Source organism: Bacillus sp. 16GRE42 (assembly GCF_019837435.1).
Lineage (GTDB): Bacteria > Bacillota > Bacilli > Bacillales > Bacillaceae_G > Bacillus_A > Bacillus_A wiedmannii.
On sequence record NZ_JADAXF010000001.1, the window covers coordinates 1,183,026 to 1,201,055 of the forward strand.

The 18,030-nt window shown below is 34.6% G+C and carries 20 protein-coding genes; 4 read left to right on the plus strand and 16 right to left on the minus strand.

Going from position 1 to position 18,030, the window contains the following annotated elements; genetic code table 11:
• Positions 1-126 precede the first annotated feature (126 nt).
• The 9 genes from ILS93_RS06040 to ILS93_RS06080 all read right to left on the minus strand — a co-directional run bounded on the left by ILS93_RS06040 (position 127) and on the right by ILS93_RS06080 (position 7,848).
• On the minus strand, positions 127-2,547 hold the full coding sequence (locus ILS93_RS06040; RefSeq protein WP_103655833.1) for a heavy metal translocating P-type ATPase: 2,421 nt from the start codon (positions 2,545-2,547) through the stop codon (positions 127-129).
• Positions 2,548-2,642: 95 nt separating this feature from the next.
• The gene (copZ, locus tag ILS93_RS06045; RefSeq protein ID WP_000436980.1) at positions 2,643-2,849 is read right to left on the minus strand and encodes a copper chaperone CopZ; all 207 of its coding nucleotides are present in this window, start codon (positions 2,847-2,849) and stop codon (positions 2,643-2,645) included.
• A 204-nt stretch (positions 2,850-3,053) separates the two neighbouring features.
• Positions 3,054-3,356, minus strand: coding sequence for a metal-sensing transcriptional repressor (locus ILS93_RS06050; protein WP_000349635.1), 303 nt, complete (start codon positions 3,354-3,356; stop codon positions 3,054-3,056).
• A 292-nt stretch (positions 3,357-3,648) separates the two neighbouring features.
• A complete protein-coding gene (locus tag ILS93_RS06055; RefSeq protein WP_000849103.1) occupies positions 3,649-3,876 on the minus strand; it encodes a hypothetical protein in 228 nt (75 codons plus the stop codon).
• 259 nt (positions 3,877-4,135) lie between these two features.
• The gene (locus ILS93_RS06060; protein WP_222660166.1) at positions 4,136-5,083 is read right to left on the minus strand and encodes a cation diffusion facilitator family transporter; all 948 of its coding nucleotides are present in this window, start codon (positions 5,081-5,083) and stop codon (positions 4,136-4,138) included.
• Positions 5,084-5,126: 43 nt separating this feature from the next.
• On the minus strand, positions 5,127-5,372 hold the full coding sequence (locus ILS93_RS06065; protein WP_064475063.1) for a ferredoxin: 246 nt from the start codon (positions 5,370-5,372) through the stop codon (positions 5,127-5,129).
• A 60-nt stretch (positions 5,373-5,432) separates the two neighbouring features.
• On the minus strand, positions 5,433-6,155 hold the full coding sequence (gene gpmA, locus ILS93_RS06070; RefSeq protein ID WP_064475062.1) for a 2,3-diphosphoglycerate-dependent phosphoglycerate mutase: 723 nt from the start codon (positions 6,153-6,155) through the stop codon (positions 5,433-5,435).
• Positions 6,156-6,221: 66 nt separating this feature from the next.
• Positions 6,222-6,596 (minus strand): ArsR/SmtB family transcription factor, encoded by a 375-nt coding sequence (locus ILS93_RS06075; RefSeq protein WP_064475061.1) that lies wholly within the window; start codon positions 6,594-6,596, stop codon positions 6,222-6,224.
• 187 nt (positions 6,597-6,783) lie between these two features.
• Complete coding sequence (locus ILS93_RS06080; RefSeq protein ID WP_064475060.1) at positions 6,784-7,848, minus strand: helix-turn-helix transcriptional regulator; 1,065 nt, start codon at positions 7,846-7,848, stop codon at positions 6,784-6,786.
• Positions 7,849-7,939: 91 nt separating this feature from the next.
• Here ILS93_RS06080 and ILS93_RS06085 point away from each other — a divergent pair, with 91 nt between their 5' ends.
• Positions 7,940-8,629 carry a class I SAM-dependent methyltransferase gene (locus ILS93_RS06085; RefSeq protein ID WP_064475059.1) on the plus strand — a complete coding sequence of 230 codons (690 nt, stop codon included), beginning with the start codon at positions 7,940-7,942 and terminating at the stop codon, positions 8,627-8,629.
• A gap of 39 nt (positions 8,630-8,668) precedes the next feature.
• Here the strand turns inward: ILS93_RS06085 and ILS93_RS06090 are convergent, their stop codons facing one another.
• The 6 genes from ILS93_RS06090 to ILS93_RS06115 form a co-directional block, all read right to left on the minus strand.
• On the minus strand, positions 8,669-9,487 hold the full coding sequence (locus ILS93_RS06090) for an alpha/beta hydrolase (RefSeq protein ID WP_064475058.1): 819 nt from the start codon (positions 9,485-9,487) through the stop codon (positions 8,669-8,671).
• A gap of 16 nt (positions 9,488-9,503) precedes the next feature.
• Positions 9,504-10,325: an ABC transporter ATP-binding protein gene (locus ILS93_RS06095; RefSeq protein WP_048545874.1), complete on the minus strand. Its 822-nt coding sequence runs from the start codon at positions 10,323-10,325 to the stop codon at positions 9,504-9,506.
• Between the two features lie 14 nt (positions 10,326-10,339).
• Positions 10,340-11,362 carry a FecCD family ABC transporter permease gene (locus ILS93_RS06100; RefSeq protein WP_064475057.1) on the minus strand — a complete coding sequence of 341 codons (1,023 nt, stop codon included), beginning with the start codon at positions 11,360-11,362 and terminating at the stop codon, positions 10,340-10,342.
• Positions 11,355-12,362, minus strand: coding sequence for a FecCD family ABC transporter permease (locus ILS93_RS06105; RefSeq protein WP_001173055.1), 1,008 nt, complete (start codon positions 12,360-12,362; stop codon positions 11,355-11,357). Before ILS93_RS06105 ends, ILS93_RS06100 begins: the two co-directional genes overlap by 8 nt.
• Positions 12,363-12,389: 27 nt before the next feature.
• Positions 12,390-13,355: an iron-hydroxamate ABC transporter substrate-binding protein gene (locus ILS93_RS06110; RefSeq protein ID WP_048545878.1), complete on the minus strand. Its 966-nt coding sequence runs from the start codon at positions 13,353-13,355 to the stop codon at positions 12,390-12,392.
• A 300-nt stretch (positions 13,356-13,655) separates the two neighbouring features.
• On the minus strand, positions 13,656-14,414 hold the full coding sequence (locus tag ILS93_RS06115; protein ID WP_000767613.1) for an exodeoxyribonuclease III: 759 nt from the start codon (positions 14,412-14,414) through the stop codon (positions 13,656-13,658).
• A 154-nt stretch (positions 14,415-14,568) separates the two neighbouring features.
• Between ILS93_RS06115 and ILS93_RS06120 the strand changes: the two genes are divergently transcribed.
• Genes ILS93_RS06120 through ILS93_RS06130 form a run of 3 tightly spaced genes read left to right on the plus strand, consistent with a single transcriptional unit; the run spans position 14,569 to position 16,584 of the window.
• The gene (locus ILS93_RS06120; protein ID WP_088047325.1) at positions 14,569-15,165 is read left to right on the plus strand and encodes a bifunctional transcriptional activator/DNA repair enzyme AdaA; all 597 of its coding nucleotides are present in this window, start codon (positions 14,569-14,571) and stop codon (positions 15,163-15,165) included.
• Positions 15,146-15,676, plus strand: coding sequence for a methylated-DNA--[protein]-cysteine S-methyltransferase (locus ILS93_RS06125; RefSeq protein ID WP_222660168.1), 531 nt, complete (start codon positions 15,146-15,148; stop codon positions 15,674-15,676). The genes ILS93_RS06120 and ILS93_RS06125 overlap by 20 nt, the downstream gene beginning before the upstream one ends.
• The gene (locus ILS93_RS06130) at positions 15,673-16,584 is read left to right on the plus strand and encodes a DNA-3-methyladenine glycosylase family protein (RefSeq protein WP_222660170.1); all 912 of its coding nucleotides are present in this window, start codon (positions 15,673-15,675) and stop codon (positions 16,582-16,584) included. Before ILS93_RS06125 ends, ILS93_RS06130 begins: the two co-directional genes overlap by 4 nt.
• Before the next feature lie 37 nt (positions 16,585-16,621).
• Here the strand turns inward: ILS93_RS06130 and pepT are convergent, their stop codons facing one another.
• Entirely contained in the window at positions 16,622-17,854 is a 1,233-nt protein-coding gene (pepT, locus tag ILS93_RS06135) for a peptidase T (protein ID WP_222660171.1), read from the minus strand.
• Positions 17,855-18,030: the final 176 nt, after the last annotated feature.

The following is an 18,030-nucleotide window of genomic DNA, read 5'->3' on the forward strand; positions in this document are numbered from 1 at the left end:
TACCATCTAGTATTCAATATTTCTGCTTTATTATATCTTTTTTCTTTCTATAGAAAGAAAAAAACAATACTTATTTCAAAGTATTGTTTTTTTGTTTGTAAGCATCTGCAATTACTCTATAGATTTTTATTTTTTTAATTTCACTCTTTGCAGTCGTAATGCATTTAATACAACGGATACAGAACTAAATGCCATCGCGGCTCCAGCAACCCAAGGTGCTAAGAAACCGAACGCTGCAATCGGGATGCCTAAGCCGTTATAAGCTAGTGCCCAAAATAAATTTTGCTTAATATTTCTTATCGTCATCTTACTCATAAAGATTGCATCAGCAATACTATTTAAATCACCACGGATTAACGTAATATCTGCCGCCTCCATCGCTACATCCGTTCCTGTTCCAATTGCCATACCGATATCCGCCGTAGCAAGTGCAGGAGCATCATTTATTCCATCCCCAACCATTGCTACTTTCTTACCTTGTGCTTGCAGTTTTTTCACTTCTTCTGCTTTTCCTTCTGGTAATACTTCTGCAATTACGTGATCAATACCAACTTGCTTAGCGATTGCCTCAGCAGTTTGTGTATTATCTCCTGTAATCATAACAACGTCTAGACCCATTTTCTTAAGTCTTGAGATAGCTGCTTTTGAAGTATCTTTTACAGTATCTGCAACGGCAACTATTCCAGCATACTCCTTATCTATTGCTATTAACATTGCCGTTTTTCCTTCTCGTTCTAGGGCTTCCATCGATTTAGAAACTTCTTCAATATCAATATCGAATTTCTTCATTAATCGACGTGTACCAATTAATAATTGTTTCCCTTCTACGACTGATTCGATGCCGAATCCCGGAATTGCTTCAAACGTTTCTGAACTTGGGATTTCAATTTTCTTTTCTTTAATTCCTTCTACAATCGCTTCTGCAAGTGGGTGTTCAGAATTTTTTTCTGCCGCACCTACTAAACGTAGTATTTCTTCTTTGTGGAATCCATCTGCTACAATTACATCTGTTAGCACCGGCTTCCCATTTGTCACAGTACCTGTTTTATCTAAAATAACTGTATCTAATCGGTGCGTTGCTTCTAAATGCTCCCCGCCTTTAAATAAAATACCATACTCTGCTGATCTTCCTGATCCCGCCATAATAGATGTAGGCGTTGCAAGACCTAATGCACATGGACAAGCGATAACAAGTACGGCTATCATTTTTTCAAGTGCTCCGCCAAAATCACCAGGTGTAACAAATAGCATCCACACTGCGAATGTGATAATAGCAATCACAACTACAACCGGTACGAAAATACCAGAAATTTGATCTGCTACCCGTTGAATAGGAGCTTTTGAACCTTGCGCCTCTTCTACTACTTTAATAATTTGAGCTAATGCAGTATCTCTTCCTACCTTAGTTGCTTTCACTTTTAAAAAGCCATTTTTATTTATTGTAGAACCGATTACTACATCCCCAATTGTTTTATCAACCGGAATACTTTCACCTGTTAACATCGATTCATCTATTGCTGACTTTCCTTCTACAATTTCCCCATCTACTGGGATTTTTTCACCAGGCTTTACATAAACGATATCACCAGCTACCACTTCTTCGATTAAAATTTTTATTTCTGTTCCATCTCGTACAACAGTAGCAGTTTTCGCCTGTAATCCCATTAATTTTTTAATCGCTTCTGACGAGCGTCCTTTTGCTTTCGCCTCAAATAATTTACCTAAAATAATTAATGTAATAAGTACTGCACTCGTTTCAAAATACAAGTCTGTCATATGTTCCGAAGAACCAATCGACCTAATACTTAAATACACACTGTAGAAATACGCTGCAGACGTTCCAAGTGCCACGAGAACATCCATATTGGCGCTTTTATTTCGTAACGCTTTATAAGCCCCAACATAAAACTGCCCACCAATGATAAACTGAACTGGAGTTGCAAGAGCTAGCTGCACCCAAGGGTTCATAAGCATATCAGGTAAATAAATAAATGATGTAAATGAGAAATGACTTACCATTGCCCACAGTAACGGGAATGATAAAATAAACGAAATGATAAATTTCTTCTTTTGTCGCTCAATTTCTTGTAAGCGATGATCAGTTGATCCATCTTGCTCATCTGATTTCACTTCTAATTTATATCCTAATTTCGTAATTGCACTCTTCATTTCATTTACATTAATTTCATCAGGATTAAAATCTACTGTAGCTGATTCCAAAGCGAAATTTACTGTCGCTCCGTTCACACCTTCTAACTTATTTAAACGCTTTTCTACTCTATTCGCACATGCTGCGCATGTCATCCCAGAAACAGTAAACTCAGCTTTATCACTGACAATTCCATATCCTAACGATTCAACTTTTTCCTTAAATTGTTGCGGATTTGTTTTTTTGGGATCATACATTATTTTTGTTTTTTCAAGTGCAAAATTTACATTTGCATCATGAACACCTTCTACTTTTTTTAGACCTTTTTCAATTCTATTTGCACATGCCGCACATGTCATTCCTGATATTTGAAGATTGGCCTCTTTCTGTTCATTCATGTCTCTCACCTCTATATACCCTCATAAGGTATAATTATTAACAAAATAAATCGTACTTCCTATAAAGTACGATTTATTTCCATATCTAAAAATAATTATTGAACATCGTACCCTTGATCTTCAATTACAGCAACGATATCTTTTAACGTTACAACTGATGAATCGATAGTAACTTCAACAGTACCTTCTGCTAATTGAACTTTCACTTGCTCAACACCGTTTAGTTCTTTCACACTGCTTTCAATAGAATTTACACAATGTCCACAAGACATACCTTCAACTTGTAATGTTAACTGTTCCATTTAAAATCCTCCTCTTGTTTCTTCATTGTTTGTTAATCACAATTACATCTTACCATACCCCCCTAAGGTAATCAATGGTTTTATATCATGATTTTTCAATTATTTTCTAAAAGTTTATTTTACACACACTTTTTCACACCAATACCTCGAAATCCTATATAAAAATAAACAAAAAAAACAAGCCAGTGACATACTAGCTTGTTTTTACGCTTTTGAAAAACGTTCAAATACTGTCATTAATTCTTCAATTGCTTCGTCACCATTGCCATCTTTAATAGCACCTGAAACACAATGACTTGTATGGTTTTTTAATACACCCATTCCTACTTTTTTCATTGCTGCATTAATCGCTGAAATTTGCACTAAAATATCCACGCAATAACGATCATTTTCAATCATATTTTGAATACCGCGGACTTGTCCTTCAATTCTCTTTAATCTATTTATAATTTGTTCTTTTTCTTTTTCTGATCTATGTGTTACCGCTTCATGATCTTTATGATCCATATTATCACCTTCTTAAAGTTTCTCTTCATCCAATAAAACAATTGCTTTTACGAGTATACCAATTATAGCATTAAATATCTACGTATGATACCCCATATGAGTATATTTCTGCTCTATGCTTATTCTTAACAACTTATTAGCTTCTCAGACTCAATTATTATGATACCCTTACCTTTTTTTCAAAAAACAATAATAAGCAGGGATTATTCCTCCCCGCTTATTATTCATCCACAAATATAAAAGTCTCAATTTTCATACGTGTAAATTGAGACTTTTTTCTTCCTATATATAATTATTGCTGATCACATACTTTTGTGTCATTCACTACTGAAGTTCCTTCAACGGTTACCGTATGAAAACAGTCATTTACACGAACTGTCACGACATTATCTTGCCGATCAATGATATGATATTCATTAAAATTTTTATTCAGAGCACTGCGAATTTGTTCTCCTTCATAAATTGGAATGCCATGTGATAAAACCCAAATAAGCCCAGCGATAGCAAGAATAGTTTTCATACGATCTACCTCCTTGAGAATATAGTGAACTTTTAATCCATGCTTTTTCAGCTCTACTAATCATGACTGGAATGAATCAAGCCTTTTTGGAAATAAGTTCATTTCGTCTATTTTATGTTTATGCTAATTGTGACCGAATTGTGACAACTTTTTGTCTCTTTAGACGAAAAGTTGAAACAAAACTTTCAAAAAGGACAATTCTACTTGCACAAACAAAAGGCTATGGAGAATTTCCCCATAGCCTTTTGTTTGCATTTTATTAGACAATCATTTCATTATGTTTAATGTTAAGTGTTTCAATTTGAATTGTAGCATGTTCAATATGGAACTCTTTTTTTAGCATATCAATAATATTTTGAAGTACTTCTTGATCATCCTGTTTTTTATCAATTATTACATGGACACTTAATGCATCTAATCCCGATGTAATTGTCCAAATATGAAGGTCATGTAAATCACGTACACCTTCTACTCCTTTAATCGCTTGCTTCACTTTCTCTATTTCAATTGCAACCGGTGTACCCTCCATAAGTATATGAATAGAATGTTTTGTTACTCCCCATGCGCTCTTTAAAATTAATAAAGCTACAACTACTGAAATAATTGGATCTGCAATATACCATGAGAATAATGACATAAGTACACCAGCTACTAATGCTCCCACTGACCCTAACGCATCCCCAAGAACATGTAAATACGCGCTACGTAAATTCACGTTATTTTTCACGTCACCTTGTCTCATAAGTGCCCATGCACTAATTAAATTTGCTAATAAACCAATTGATGCGATTAACATCATTGGACCACTTGCTACAGTTGGTGGTTCAAAAAAACGACCAATTGCTTCCCATACGATAAGCCCTGCTACAACAAATAATGTGATTCCATTAATTAATGCTGCTAAAATTTCAAAACGATAATATCCATATGTTTTTGTAGAAGTAACCGTTCTAGCTGCAAGTCCGATTGCAATTAAACTTAATAATAATGAACTCGTATCACTTAACATATGTCCTGAATCTGATAATAAAGCTAAACTATTTGTAACTAGTCCTCCAAAAAATTCAAGAAACATAATAGTTGCTGTAATTACTAAAGCTGTAATTAATCCTTTTCTATTCCCTTTTCTACTCGCCTCAAAATGATGATGTCCATGGGAATGCCCGTGAGCATGCCCATGATGTTGGTGACCGTGATGATGTCCCATATAAATTCCTCCTTTTAATTTTGTTTTATCCTTAATACTTCCTCTATTGAATTTTCATTTTCTTTATAAATGGTTCTTTTCTTACCTGAATTGAACTTGTTGGGCAGCCATCACTAGCCGCCAACATTGCTTGCAAGAAAGTTTTTGGGATCCCCATTATTCCTTGATTACTATCTAATAGACCAAATGATTTTCCTCTTCCATCTAATTGATATATATCAGGTGCTATAGAAGTGCATAATCCACATGACTCACAATTCTTTTTATCTACAACCGTATAATGTAACACTATAAATCTCCTCCGTTATTTATATACAATACATAGGTATGGTATATAAAACCGTTTGTTTTATACCAAATTTCCTTCTAAAGTTTCTATTTCCCTATTTAAATAATAATGGCATATCGGTTTTAAATCATTATCCAACTCATAAACCAATGGTGTTCCTGTTGGAATGTTTACATTTTCTATTTCTTCATCTGAAATTTGATCTAAATGTTTTACTAAAGCACGTATTGTATTTCCATGTGCTGCAATAATTACTTGTTTACCAGCTTTTACATTAGGAGCTACCTCTTCATTCCAATATGAAACAACTCGTTTCTCTGTATCTTCTAGATCTTCTGTAAGAGGAAATTCATACTCTTTTACATCTCTATATTTCGGATGTGCTGCTTCATATCTTTCGTCATCTTTTGTAAGTGCTGGTGGGCGTACATTTGTTGAACGTCTCCATAAAGTTACTTGCTCATCGCCATATTTTCTCGCTGTTTCTTCCTTATTTAATCCTTGAAGCGCACCGTAATGGCGCTCATTTAATTTCCATGTTTTATGAACAGGTATCCACATCAAATCCATTTCTTCGAGAGTGATCCATAAAGTACGCATCGCTCTTCTCAAAACAGACGTATATGCGATATCAAATGAGAAACCATTCGCTTTCAGCATTACTCCGGCTTCTCTTGCTTCTTCCAAACCTTTATTGGATAAATCAACATCCGTCCAACCAGTAAACCTATTTTCAACATTCCATTCACTTTGTCCGTGTCGTATTAAAACTAGCTTTACCATACTTGCTATCTCCTCTCCTTTTAAAGTTGCATTTTCATAAAGAAGTATCTTTATGAAAATGCGCGATTACATATCAAGTTCTTTATTCTTCATTTCACTACTATGACTAAACGCTAATTCAATTAATCCATTTACGTGAGAATCATCTAATGAATAAAAAACAAGTTTCCCCTCTTTACGCTTTTTCGCTAATCCTATCGTTTGTAATAGTCTTAAGTGATGTGAAGCTGTTGCAATACTACTATGAATAATACTTGCGACATCACGTACACAAAGTTCTTTCTCCGTATACAACGCATAAGCAATTTTCAAACGTGTTTCATCTGCAAGTGCTTTAAACATTTTCGCTACACTACTTATATTTTCTTTCTCTAGCATATCACTTGCATGTTTTACTTTTTGTTCATCATGATAACAAAGTTCACAATGCTCTTCGCTCATATGTAACACCTCTTATTCAAGTATATATTTGATTATGTATGTAGTATACCTTATAAACGAGAAACATTCAAACGTTCATTTGAATGTTTCTCGTTTATCCTAAAAACCCCACTAATTATTAGCCCGCAGTAATCGATCTTATGAGCTGTCCGACCGTTAATACCGGATAAATTAAACCATTTTTCTTTTAGTATTCCCCCTTTAAAAAACAAAACTTAGAAAAAAGCTCCCATATAAGTTCGTTTCTACTGCCTACTCCGACCTTTTCAAAAATTGACTTGAAATGATCCTGAACTGTATACGTAGAAATACACAATTCTTTTGCCACTTCTTTCGTTGACATCCCCCTAACAATTCCTACTATCACTTCTTTCTCTCTTTGAGACAAACTATAAGAATCTGCAAGAAGAGGAAAAACTTCTTCTGGCCGTGCACTTTCGAACAAAACCCTATATCCTGTATGACAACTACTGTAACTTTCTAACCTACTTGCACGAATAACCAAAAATTGTCCACACGTTAAACTTATACAGACTGTTGCTTCTTTATTAGTTTCATTTGCTTTTACTTGCGAACAAACTGCACGTATCGGCCTTGGAATGTCCTCTTCAGTCAATTGTTCATACTTTCTAAAGTTTGATAACCATATGTATCCTGTTTCATCCCAATAATTTAGTTTAAGATTTTCATTTAATATAATCATGCCCATTCCTACTACTTCTATTTTTTCTTCTGAACGGGTTATAAAGGATGTTCTTAAAGTATCTCCTGCCAATAAACCCACCTTCGATAAATACTTACATTCATCATGCTGAAAAGGTATTTTTGTATTATCTCGAAACAAACTTAAGTGTCCAAAACATTTTCCTTTACTCATACAAACCACTCTTACTTCATCTATAAAACCGGCTGGTTTTAAAATATTTCGATACCTAGCGCTTTTTATCGAATTATCATTTGTGACAATACGTATCGCACCAACATGAGGAGGCTTTCGTGCTAACTCTTTAAATTTGTTATAATCATCCTCTAAAAATTCATTCATAAATAACTGCGGATGCAGTTGTTCAATTCTTTGATCTGTATATGCTCCGGTTGATAAAAATGTACGCGGGTCTATAGCGGTGAAGCAGGAAGCATCAAAAGGAATTACCTTTTTTAATATATTTAAAAAATCTTTTTGAAATGGTCTAGTTGAGCTCTCGCTTTTCATTAACAGTGTTATTTCTTTCGTTGCCTGTTCATAAATCATCTTTATTCCCCCCAGATTTATGGGATTGTTTCCTCTAACCATTTCATTTCATAATAAAGTGAAACTTTATTGGAAAAGAGGAGGCTAAAAAATGAGCTGGAATGATCATACTGTACATACATATGAACGAACAATTCCGTTAAAAATCCCTGGATATTTTACCCTTTATAACATGATGAATCATTTTTTACTTACTACACTCCCTAAAGAAAATATGAATCCCAATTTAATAGTTATAGGTGCTGGTGGTGGACAAGAAATTCTCTCAATAGGCAAACAAAATAGCAACTTATCTTTTACAGGTGTTGATCCATCTGAAAGCATGCTACAGTTAGCTAAAAAAAGAATTGAAAACGAAGGCATACAAAATCCAATTCACTTTGTACATGGAACTGTGCATTCATTATTAACCAATCCATTATTTGATGCTGCTACTTGTATGCTTGTTCTTCACTTCATCCCAACTATTAAGGAGAAAAAAGAGTTACTTAATGAAATTAGTAGTCGCTTAAAGCCTGGTGCTCCATTCTTTCTCTCTTCAATAAATGGTGTACCCCATACAAGTATGTTTTCTGCACAATTAAATGCTTGGCACAACCATATGATGCAAAATCAAATTCCATTAGAAGATTGGAACAGATTTGAAAATTCTTTTGAAACGGAAATATTCCCTATTTCCGAAACGAATCTACTAACTATTATGGAGGAATGTGGCTTTACTCAAATTACTCGCTTTTTTACTAGTTTTTTAATTGATGGATACGTTGCCTTTAAACAATAAGGAAAAAAGGTAAGCAATTGCTTACCTTTTTTCTACCTTCTATACGTGACTAATAAATCTTAACCCTTTACTTAAAGAGGTCGGCACAACTGATGCGTGATTCTCCCCTTCAGCCTCATAAAACGTAAATCTAAACTGATCGTGTTTTACTTGAAGAAGGCGCTCTGATAATTCGTTTGCCCCTACAACCATATGCTCTCGTTCTAGTGATCCGACTGTAAGGAACACTCCTGTTTCAAACTTAGCGTTGTTTAATTCACTTATAAGGTTCTCTTCTTTTTCAAGTACGGATTGGTTATTCCACCAAATAGATGGACTACTTATAAAATAATTTTGAAAGGCATTTAAGTTGGTAAATAGTATATGTAAAGCAAATAAGCCACCTAACGAATGCCCAAATAACGTTTGCTTTCCTTTATCAATCTCATAATTATTTTCAATTTGAGGTTTCAGTTCTTCTTCCAGAAATGTAAAGAAGTTATGTGCTCCTCCTGTTTTAGGCCACGGTTTGCCATCTGGTTTTAAAGGTGCATCTTTTGAAATTACACTAGGCGTAAAATCATAGCATCTTTCTTCACCTGAAAATGCCCCTTCAATTGGATAACCAATACCTACTATAATGGCTGGTGAAACACCTGTTTTTTCCGCTCTAACTGATTGTATTTTAACCGCTTCATGGAATGTTTGAAAAAAAGCATTGCCATCTAATACGTATATAACAGGATATCCTGACTCTGGCGCTGGTCGCCTCGGCTTTGAAATATGAATTTGATATTCCTTACCTTCTAATTTCGAATACATTTTCCACTGTTCTGTATTAGTTGTGATAATCTGCTGTTTTTCAATAGTAGTATTCATCTTATATCCCTCCCTCTTAACTCGTTACATATATTTCTACTTTCTCTTCTTGAGAGACAACACTATCGTATCCAAAGCAAACAGGAGATCCATTATACGGATCAATCATGACACGCGCATCAATATGAAATACTTCTTTTAACACTTCATTTGTAATGATTTCTTCTGGGATACCAGTTGTAACGATTTCCCCTTCCTTCATTGCAATAATCTCATCTGAAAACCTTGCTGCATGGTTAATATCATGTAGTACCATTACAACTGTACAATTATGTTCTTTATTTAACTTCTCCACAATTTGTAATACATCTAATTGATGAGACATATCAAGATATGTCGTTGGTTCATCTAGTAGTAACACTTCTGTCTCTTGTGCTAAAGCCATCGCTAGCCATACCTTTTGCCTTTGACCACCTGATAAATTGGCAATTTGTCTCGTTCGAAATTCAGAAGTTTTCGTTATATCTAATGCCCAGTCAATCATCTCTTTATCTTTTGAAGTTAACTTATTTACATTATTTCGATGTGGATAGCGTCCATAAGAAATTAATTCTTCCACTTTAAGTTCTCCTGGTGCAATTGGAGTTTGCGGGAGTAAAGCTAACTGCTTCGCAATTTCTTTCGTTGGAATCGTATTTAAATCCTGTCCTTGCAAATATACTTTACCGCTCTTTTGCTTTAAAATTCTTCCCATCGTTTTTAACAGTGTTGATTTACCGCACCCGTTTGGCCCTATAATTGTCGTTACTTTTCCTTCTTGTATTTCCACATTTAAATCGCGAAACACTGTAAGCTTTTCATAACTCGTTTCTAAATTTTTTGCACTTAAAATACTCACTTTTATTCCTCCTCTTACGCTTTCGCCTTATAAAGTAAATATAAGAAATACGGTACACCGACAATAGAAATAACGATCCCAACAGGTAACTCTACAGGGGTGAAAACTGTTTTTGCAATAAAGTCTGAAGCTATTACAAGGAACATTCCGATTACTCCACACGTAGGAATGATATGCTTATGTTGAATACCAACAAGTCTTTTCGCTATATGCGGTGCCATTAAACCAATGAAACCAATACTTCCTGAAACTGCAACACATGCACTGACAAGTCCGATACTACTTAGTAGTAAAATAGATTTCTCTCTTTCTACCGAAACACCTAAACTTGTAATACTCGTTTCTTCCAATTGAAATAAATCTAATAAATAAGCTTTTTTTTGTATAAGCGGAATTAATATGATAAGCCACGGCAACATAGCAACAATATACTTCCAGTTTGCGCTATATATGCTTCCTGACACCCAAACTGCAGCCATTTCGAAATCAGTTGACTTCATTTTGAGTGATAAGTACATAGAAAATGCTCCAAATCCTGATCCAATTGCAATCCCTGTTAATAAAAGACGTTGCGAGTCTAGCTTACCGTTTTTCCATGAAAACAGATAAATGATGATAGCTGCACCTAATCCGCCGACTAAACCAAACATTGGCATCATCATAATAGACATCCAGTCTGTGCTCTTTAATTGCCCTTGAAAGAAAAACATAAAAATAACGATGGCTGTGCCGGCCCCAGCATTCACTCCTAAAATACCTGGGTCTGCCAATCCATTCCTCGTAATCCCTTGAATAACAGCACCTGCAACGCCTAGGCCTAATCCTACTAATCCAGCGATTACGATGCGCGGAAGACGAAACTCAAAAATAACTAAATCATGATCTGGTACTGGATCTATTCTAAAGAGTGTTTTAAATACATCTTTAATCGTAATATCAAACGTACCATTCGTTAAACTAATATAAATTGCACATAGTATTAAAAATATAATAATCCCCATTGTCATTCCAAAGCGCTGACTCGAACTTTTAAGCATGTCTCTCTCCTCCTCTTGTACGGATTAAATAAAGGAAGAAAGGAATTCCAATTAAGGAGGTAACGACTCCAATTGGTGTTTCAAATGGATAGTTTACAAATCTACTTAAAACGTCACATAACGCTAAAAACACGCCACCAATCACGCCTGCACATGGCAATATCCACTTATAATCTACTCCAATGATAAAGCGAGTAATGTGCGGAATAATTAAGCCTACAAAACCAACTTTCCCCACTAAAGCAACTGCCGTTCCTGTTAAGAAAATAACCGATAAAATAGCCATCGCTTTAACTAGTTTTGTACGCTGTCCTAGATTAATAGAAACTTCTTCTCCTAAAGAAAGAATAGTAATAGATTTTGATATTAACAGCGCTAAAACTATTCCAATTATCCCAAACGGTATCGTGATTTTAATGATATTAGGGTCCACTTGGTCTAACTTTGCATTAAACCAAAAACTAACATTTTGAGAAATTTGGAAATATGAAGCCATTGCAGCAGATACACTACTTAAAAATGTTCCAATAACTGTTCCGATAATCGCTAACCTAACTGGTGATAAGCCATTTTGAAGGAGCGAACCAAAACCAAAAACGATACCGGCTCCTAGTGCAGAACCAATCATTGAACATAAAACCATACCAATTGATGACATTCCTGGAAGAAAAATCATGCAAAGTGTAATAACAAAGGCTGCCCCATCCGTCACACCCATAATAGAAGGGGATGCAAGATAGTTTCTTGTCATCCCCTGCATAAGTGCTCCTGATATTGCTAGAAACGCTCCGACTAAAAGAGCTGCAACTACCCTTGGTAAACGTGAAGTAATAATAATATTATGATTTACATCGCTTGAATCAAAATGAAATAATGCGTTCCACACTGTTTCAGCATCAATACTTTTCGCCCCATACAAAATAGAAAGTATAACTGTAAATAAGATCAGTATGGGTGCTATACATAATATGGTTACTGGTACTGCATTTGTTTTCTGCATATCATTCAACGCACCTTACTTATTGTATTATTTAGATAAATTTTTTACTGCTTCTTTTAAGAATACTGTTTTACTCCAAGCTGTACCACCTTGTGCCATTGGGTCTACAACGTTTACAAATACTTTCTTTTCCTTCGCAGCATTCATACTTTGCCAAATTGGATTGCTTTCAATTTCTTCTAGCACTTTCGGATTTTTATTTTCACTTGCCTCATATTGTAAGAAAATATAATCTGGGTTAAGTTCAGCAAGTTTTTCAAATGAAATTTTCTCTTGTGCTTTTACAGCTTTAAGTTGTTCTGGAGCAGTTAGCCCAAGATCTTTATAAATGACAGGGTTGAAGTATACTCCTTCTGGATATAGGAATAATTCGTTTGCTCTTAGTCTAATGACAAGTACTTTTTTGTCTTTTAACTTATCTCCTAGTTTTGCTTTTGCTTTTTCAGCATCTGCATTGTAATCTTTAATAATTTTTTCTGCTTTATCTTTTTTACCAGTTAATTCTCCCATTAACTTTAAGTTATCTTCCCAATCTGTTGAAACATGTGATACTGGGAATGTCGGAGCTACTTTCGTAAACTTTTCAGCTGTTTCTGCTGGGAATTTCGTACTTGATGTAATAACGTCTGGCTTTAATTGTAGTAATGTTTCAAAATTTGGTTGCATTTTCTCACCAACAGATTTCGCACCCTCTAAATCTTTCTCAAGATACTTCGGTAATTTACCACCTACAGTAATGGCACCTACCGGCTTAATACCAAGTACCGCTGCATCTTCCATTGACTCTAAACTAGCTGTCGCAATTTTATCTACTTTTGCTGGTACTGTATATTCTTTACCTAAATATGTAATTTTTCTTTTTTCGTCTTTTTTCGTTTCCGTAGCTTTTGTCTGTTGCTTTTGTTCTCCTGAAGTTTTATCCGTACTATTGCATGCTGCTAGTCCTACACTTAATACTGTAACCATCCCTAATGTAAATAACTTCTTATTCATCTTTATATATCTCCTCTCGAATTTTCAAACAATATTCTTAATAAAATTTAACTATATGAAACTTATCTTACATATATATTTCATTAAATTAATAATTCTATCCAGAACTCATTCTCGTTCACTTCCCCTAAGCTATAATTCTTTTTACACCTCATCCTTTGATAATCTTCCCCACTGATAATGATTATCGTTACTAAGTATATATTTAATATGCGATTATTTCAAGAAAGATTTGAAAAATTTTAACAAAATGAATAAAAAAAGAAGTATCCGCCTAATCCTAGGAAGATACTTCTTTTTTTAGAAATTTATATGTAATTCAACTGGGCAATGATCTGATCCCATTACTTCACTATTAATTTTCGCCTCTGTTATTTTGTCTTTCATTCTTTCCGAAACAACAAAATAATCTAAACGCCATCCAATATTTTTTGCTCTCGCTCCCATACGATACGACCACCACGAATATGCACCTTCCTGATCAGGATACAGATAACGATACGTATCAATAAATCCCTCTTCTAAAATACGTGTGAATTTCTCCCTTTCCTCATCAGAGAATCCAGGATTTTTACGATTACTTTTTGGATTTTTTAAATCGATTTCTTTATGAGCAACATTTAAATCTCCGCAAAAAACAACGGGCTTTTTTTTATCTAATTGCTTAATATAAGCCCGGAAATCATCTTCCCATTTCATTCTGTAATCTAATCGTTCTAATCCACGTTTTGAATTTGGTGTATATAACGTAATTATGTAAAAATCTTCGAATTCTAAAGTGATAACTCGTCCTTCTTGATCATGCTCTTCAATTCCTAAACCGTATGTAACAGCAAGCGGTTCTTTTTTCGAAAAAATAGCTGTTCCTGAATAACCTTTTTTCACGGCATAATTCCAATATGCATAATATCCCTCTGGATTTAAATCAATTTGTCCATCTTGTAATTTAATCTCTTGTAGACAAAATATATCAGCACTTGATTCCTCGAGATATTCTAAAAATCCACCTTTTGCGATAACAGCTCGCAAGCCATTTACATTCCATGAAATTAACTTCACTTATAGCCCTCCTCTTGATGTTTATTTCCAAATTTCATGCTATCACAAAATAGAAAAACAATCATATTTTCACCTTTGTAATCTTGCTCTTACATTTGTGAATACATACATACGCACTTTATTCAGGTTATACTAATTTCAGAGGTGATGTTCTTTGCACAATGAAGGGGTTACGTTAACAAATGAGCATTGGCAAGCAATTATTCATAATGATTCTTCCTATGATAGTAAATTCTTTTATGCTGTGAAATCAACCGGAATCTTTTGCAGGCCATCATGCAAATCAAGAATACCGAATAGAAACAATGTACGAATTTTTCATCACGCAGAGCAAGCATTGAGTGAAAACTTTCGCCCGTGCAAACGTTGTAAGCCAAATGGGATCACTTTACCTAATGAAGAGTGGGTAAAACAAATTAAAGATTGTATCGAAAAAGACTTTAACGAATTATTAACTCTCGACATACTTGCTGAAATGTGCCATGGTAGCCCATTTCATTTACAACGCACTTTCAAAAAAATGACTGGAATAAGCCCAATAGAATATATACAACAGTTTAGGATTGTTAAAGCGGCAGAGCACCTTTTACAAACAAATCAATCCATTAAAGAAATTAGTACTGCTATCGGGATAGAAAACCCAGAGTATTTCGCAACTTTATTTAAAAAGAAAACTGGGTTTACTCCTACTGAATATCGAAAAAAGAACGAAATGAAAGAAGGATACAATAATGAATTCCTCCAAAAATAAATTTATATATTGGACGCTACTTACACATGAAGATTGGCATTTTCATATTGCTGCAACTGAAAATGGACTATGCTTCATTGGATCACAAGATGAAAGCTTTGAAGAACTAAATATATGGGCTAGAAAAAAATTGCCACAACATATATTGGCATGTAATCCAGATTACCTGCCATCATATACGAAAGAAGTTATCGAGTATTTAGAAAGTAAGCGAGAAACTTTTACATTCCCTATCGATGCTTACGGAACTGATTTTCAATTATCTGTTTGGAATACGGTACGTGAAATTCCTTATGGAAAGACATATTCTTATTCAGAAATTGCCGAAAGAATGCACAAACCTACTGCTGTGCGTGCCGTTGCTACCGCTATTGCTGCCAACCCTCTTCTTATTACAATTCCTTGCCATCGTGTTATTGGAAAGAATGGGAAACTAACCGGATTTAGGGGCGGATTAGAAATGAAGAAAGTGTTGCTTACATTAGAAAAGTCTCAGGTAGAATGCATATGACAGCAAAATATACTAGCGCATTAACTTTAGCAGTTCCAACAGAATTTAGTTTCCAAGAAAATTTGCGCTATCTATCACGTTCTAACAATGAATGTATGTTCCACATTGAAGATAATAAAATTTATAAAGTTATTGCTGTTCATGATGTAAATCCTTTAGTTGAAATCAGTATCAACTCGGATGATAATATTCAAATACGTTTTTTAGAAAAATCATATACATCTGAAAAATCGATATGCGAAGCTGTCGCTCACTATGTGAAAGAGTGGTTTGATTTAACTACTGATTTAGCTCCCTTTTATACATTAGCTAAACATGATGTACTCCTTCAAGGACCAATTGAACAATATTATGGGCTTCGTACTTTAGGTATTCCAGACTTATTTGAGGCACTTTCCTGGGGAATTATCGGTCAGCAAATTAATCTCACATATGCTTATACACTAAAAAGAAGATTAGTCGAACACTTTGGAAATTATGTAGAATGGAACGGTAGAAAACATTGGATATTCCCTTCTCCTGAAACGATTGCCAATTTACATGTAGAGGATCTCAAAAACTTAAAAATGACGACTAGAAAATGTGAATATGTAATCGGTATTGCAAAGCTTATTACAGAAGGAAAACTATCAAAAGAATCTTTATTGCAAATACAAGATGTGAAACAAGCTGAAAAACAATTAACTGCTATACACGGTATAGGACCGTGGACTGCCAACTATGTTTTAATGCGTTGTTTACGATTTCCTTCCGCTTTTCCAATTGATGATGTTGGCTTGCACAATGCAATTAAATATATAACAGGTTCTGAAAGTAAACCGAATAAACAGGAAATAAAAGATTTTGCGGCAAATTGGACCAACTGGGAGTCTTACGCAACTTTTTATTTGTGGCGAGTATTATACTAAAAAACCAAGTAGCGCATCCGCACTACTTGGTTCTTTTTTAAGCTTGTTCCTCGAATCGTCTTGCGATTTCCACAATAACTTGAACAGCTTTTTCCATCGTATCCACCGAAACATATTCAAATTTACCGTGATAGTTTTCACCACCTGTGAAAATATTCGGCGTTGGTAATCCCATATACGATAATTGTGATCCATCTGTTCCACCACGAATCGGATGAATGTTTGGTTCGATATTTAAACTTTTCATCGCTTCATATGCAATATCAACAATTTCTCTCACTGGTTCGATTTTTTCAAGCATGTTATAGTATTGATCATTCATTTCTAAAACGACTGCATTTTGTCCATACTTCTCTTGCATTTGCTTCACAATATTTTCAACGTTATGTTTACGCGCCTCAAAATTTTCACGATCAAAATCTCGAATAATATAATACGCTTTACTTTGCTCAACATCACCATTTAATGAAAGTAAATGATAGAATCCTTCATAGCCTTCTGTATATTCTGGTGCCTCTTCTACTGGTAAATATCCATTAAACTCCATAGCAAGTTTAGTTGCGTTACGCATTTTATTTTTCGCTGTTCCAGGATGTGTATTCGTTCCATTAAACGTTAACTTAGCGCCTGCAGCATTAAAACTTTCATACTCTAAACCACCTAATGGACCGCCATCCATCGTATAAGCAAATGATGCACCAAACGCTTCTACATCAAAATGCGCTGGCCCACGGCCAATTTCTTCATCCGGCGTAAATGCAACTCTTATTTTCCCATGCTTAATTTGTGGATTATGTATTAAATAGTTCATTGCAACCATAATTTCTGTAAGACCAGCTTTATCATCTGCTCCTAGAAGTGTCGTACCATCCGTTGTAATAATCGTATGTCCTTTATATAATGGTAATTCTGGAAACTGTTCTGGTGTTAACACAACATTTAGCTCTTCATTTAACGTAATCGCATTGCCATCAAAATTTTCATGAATTTGTGGTTTTACGTTTTTACCTGTAAAGTCTGTTGCCGTATCTAAATGTGCTAAAAAGCCGATTACTGGCACATCCTTATCCGTATTAGCAGGAAGTGTTGCCATTACATACCCATTATCATCCATTGTTACTTCTGTTAAGCCAATCTCTTTTAACTCTTCCACTAATAACTTACCAAACTCAATTTGTCCAGGTGTTGTTGGTACTGTATGACTTTCTTCATTTGATTGTGTATCAATCTTTACATATCTCGTAAATCTTTCAATAAGTTCTTGTTTCAAACTCATTCACTCCCTTTTATGTTTCTCGTTCTATTATAATCCTTAAAACGAAATATTTTAACTTTTTTGACCGCGAATATATATTTCATTTGTATTTTAGCAATTTTAAATAGCAGCTAAAAAGTCGTAATATTTGTACATTAAAACTCTTACATGTAATATACATAATTATACAA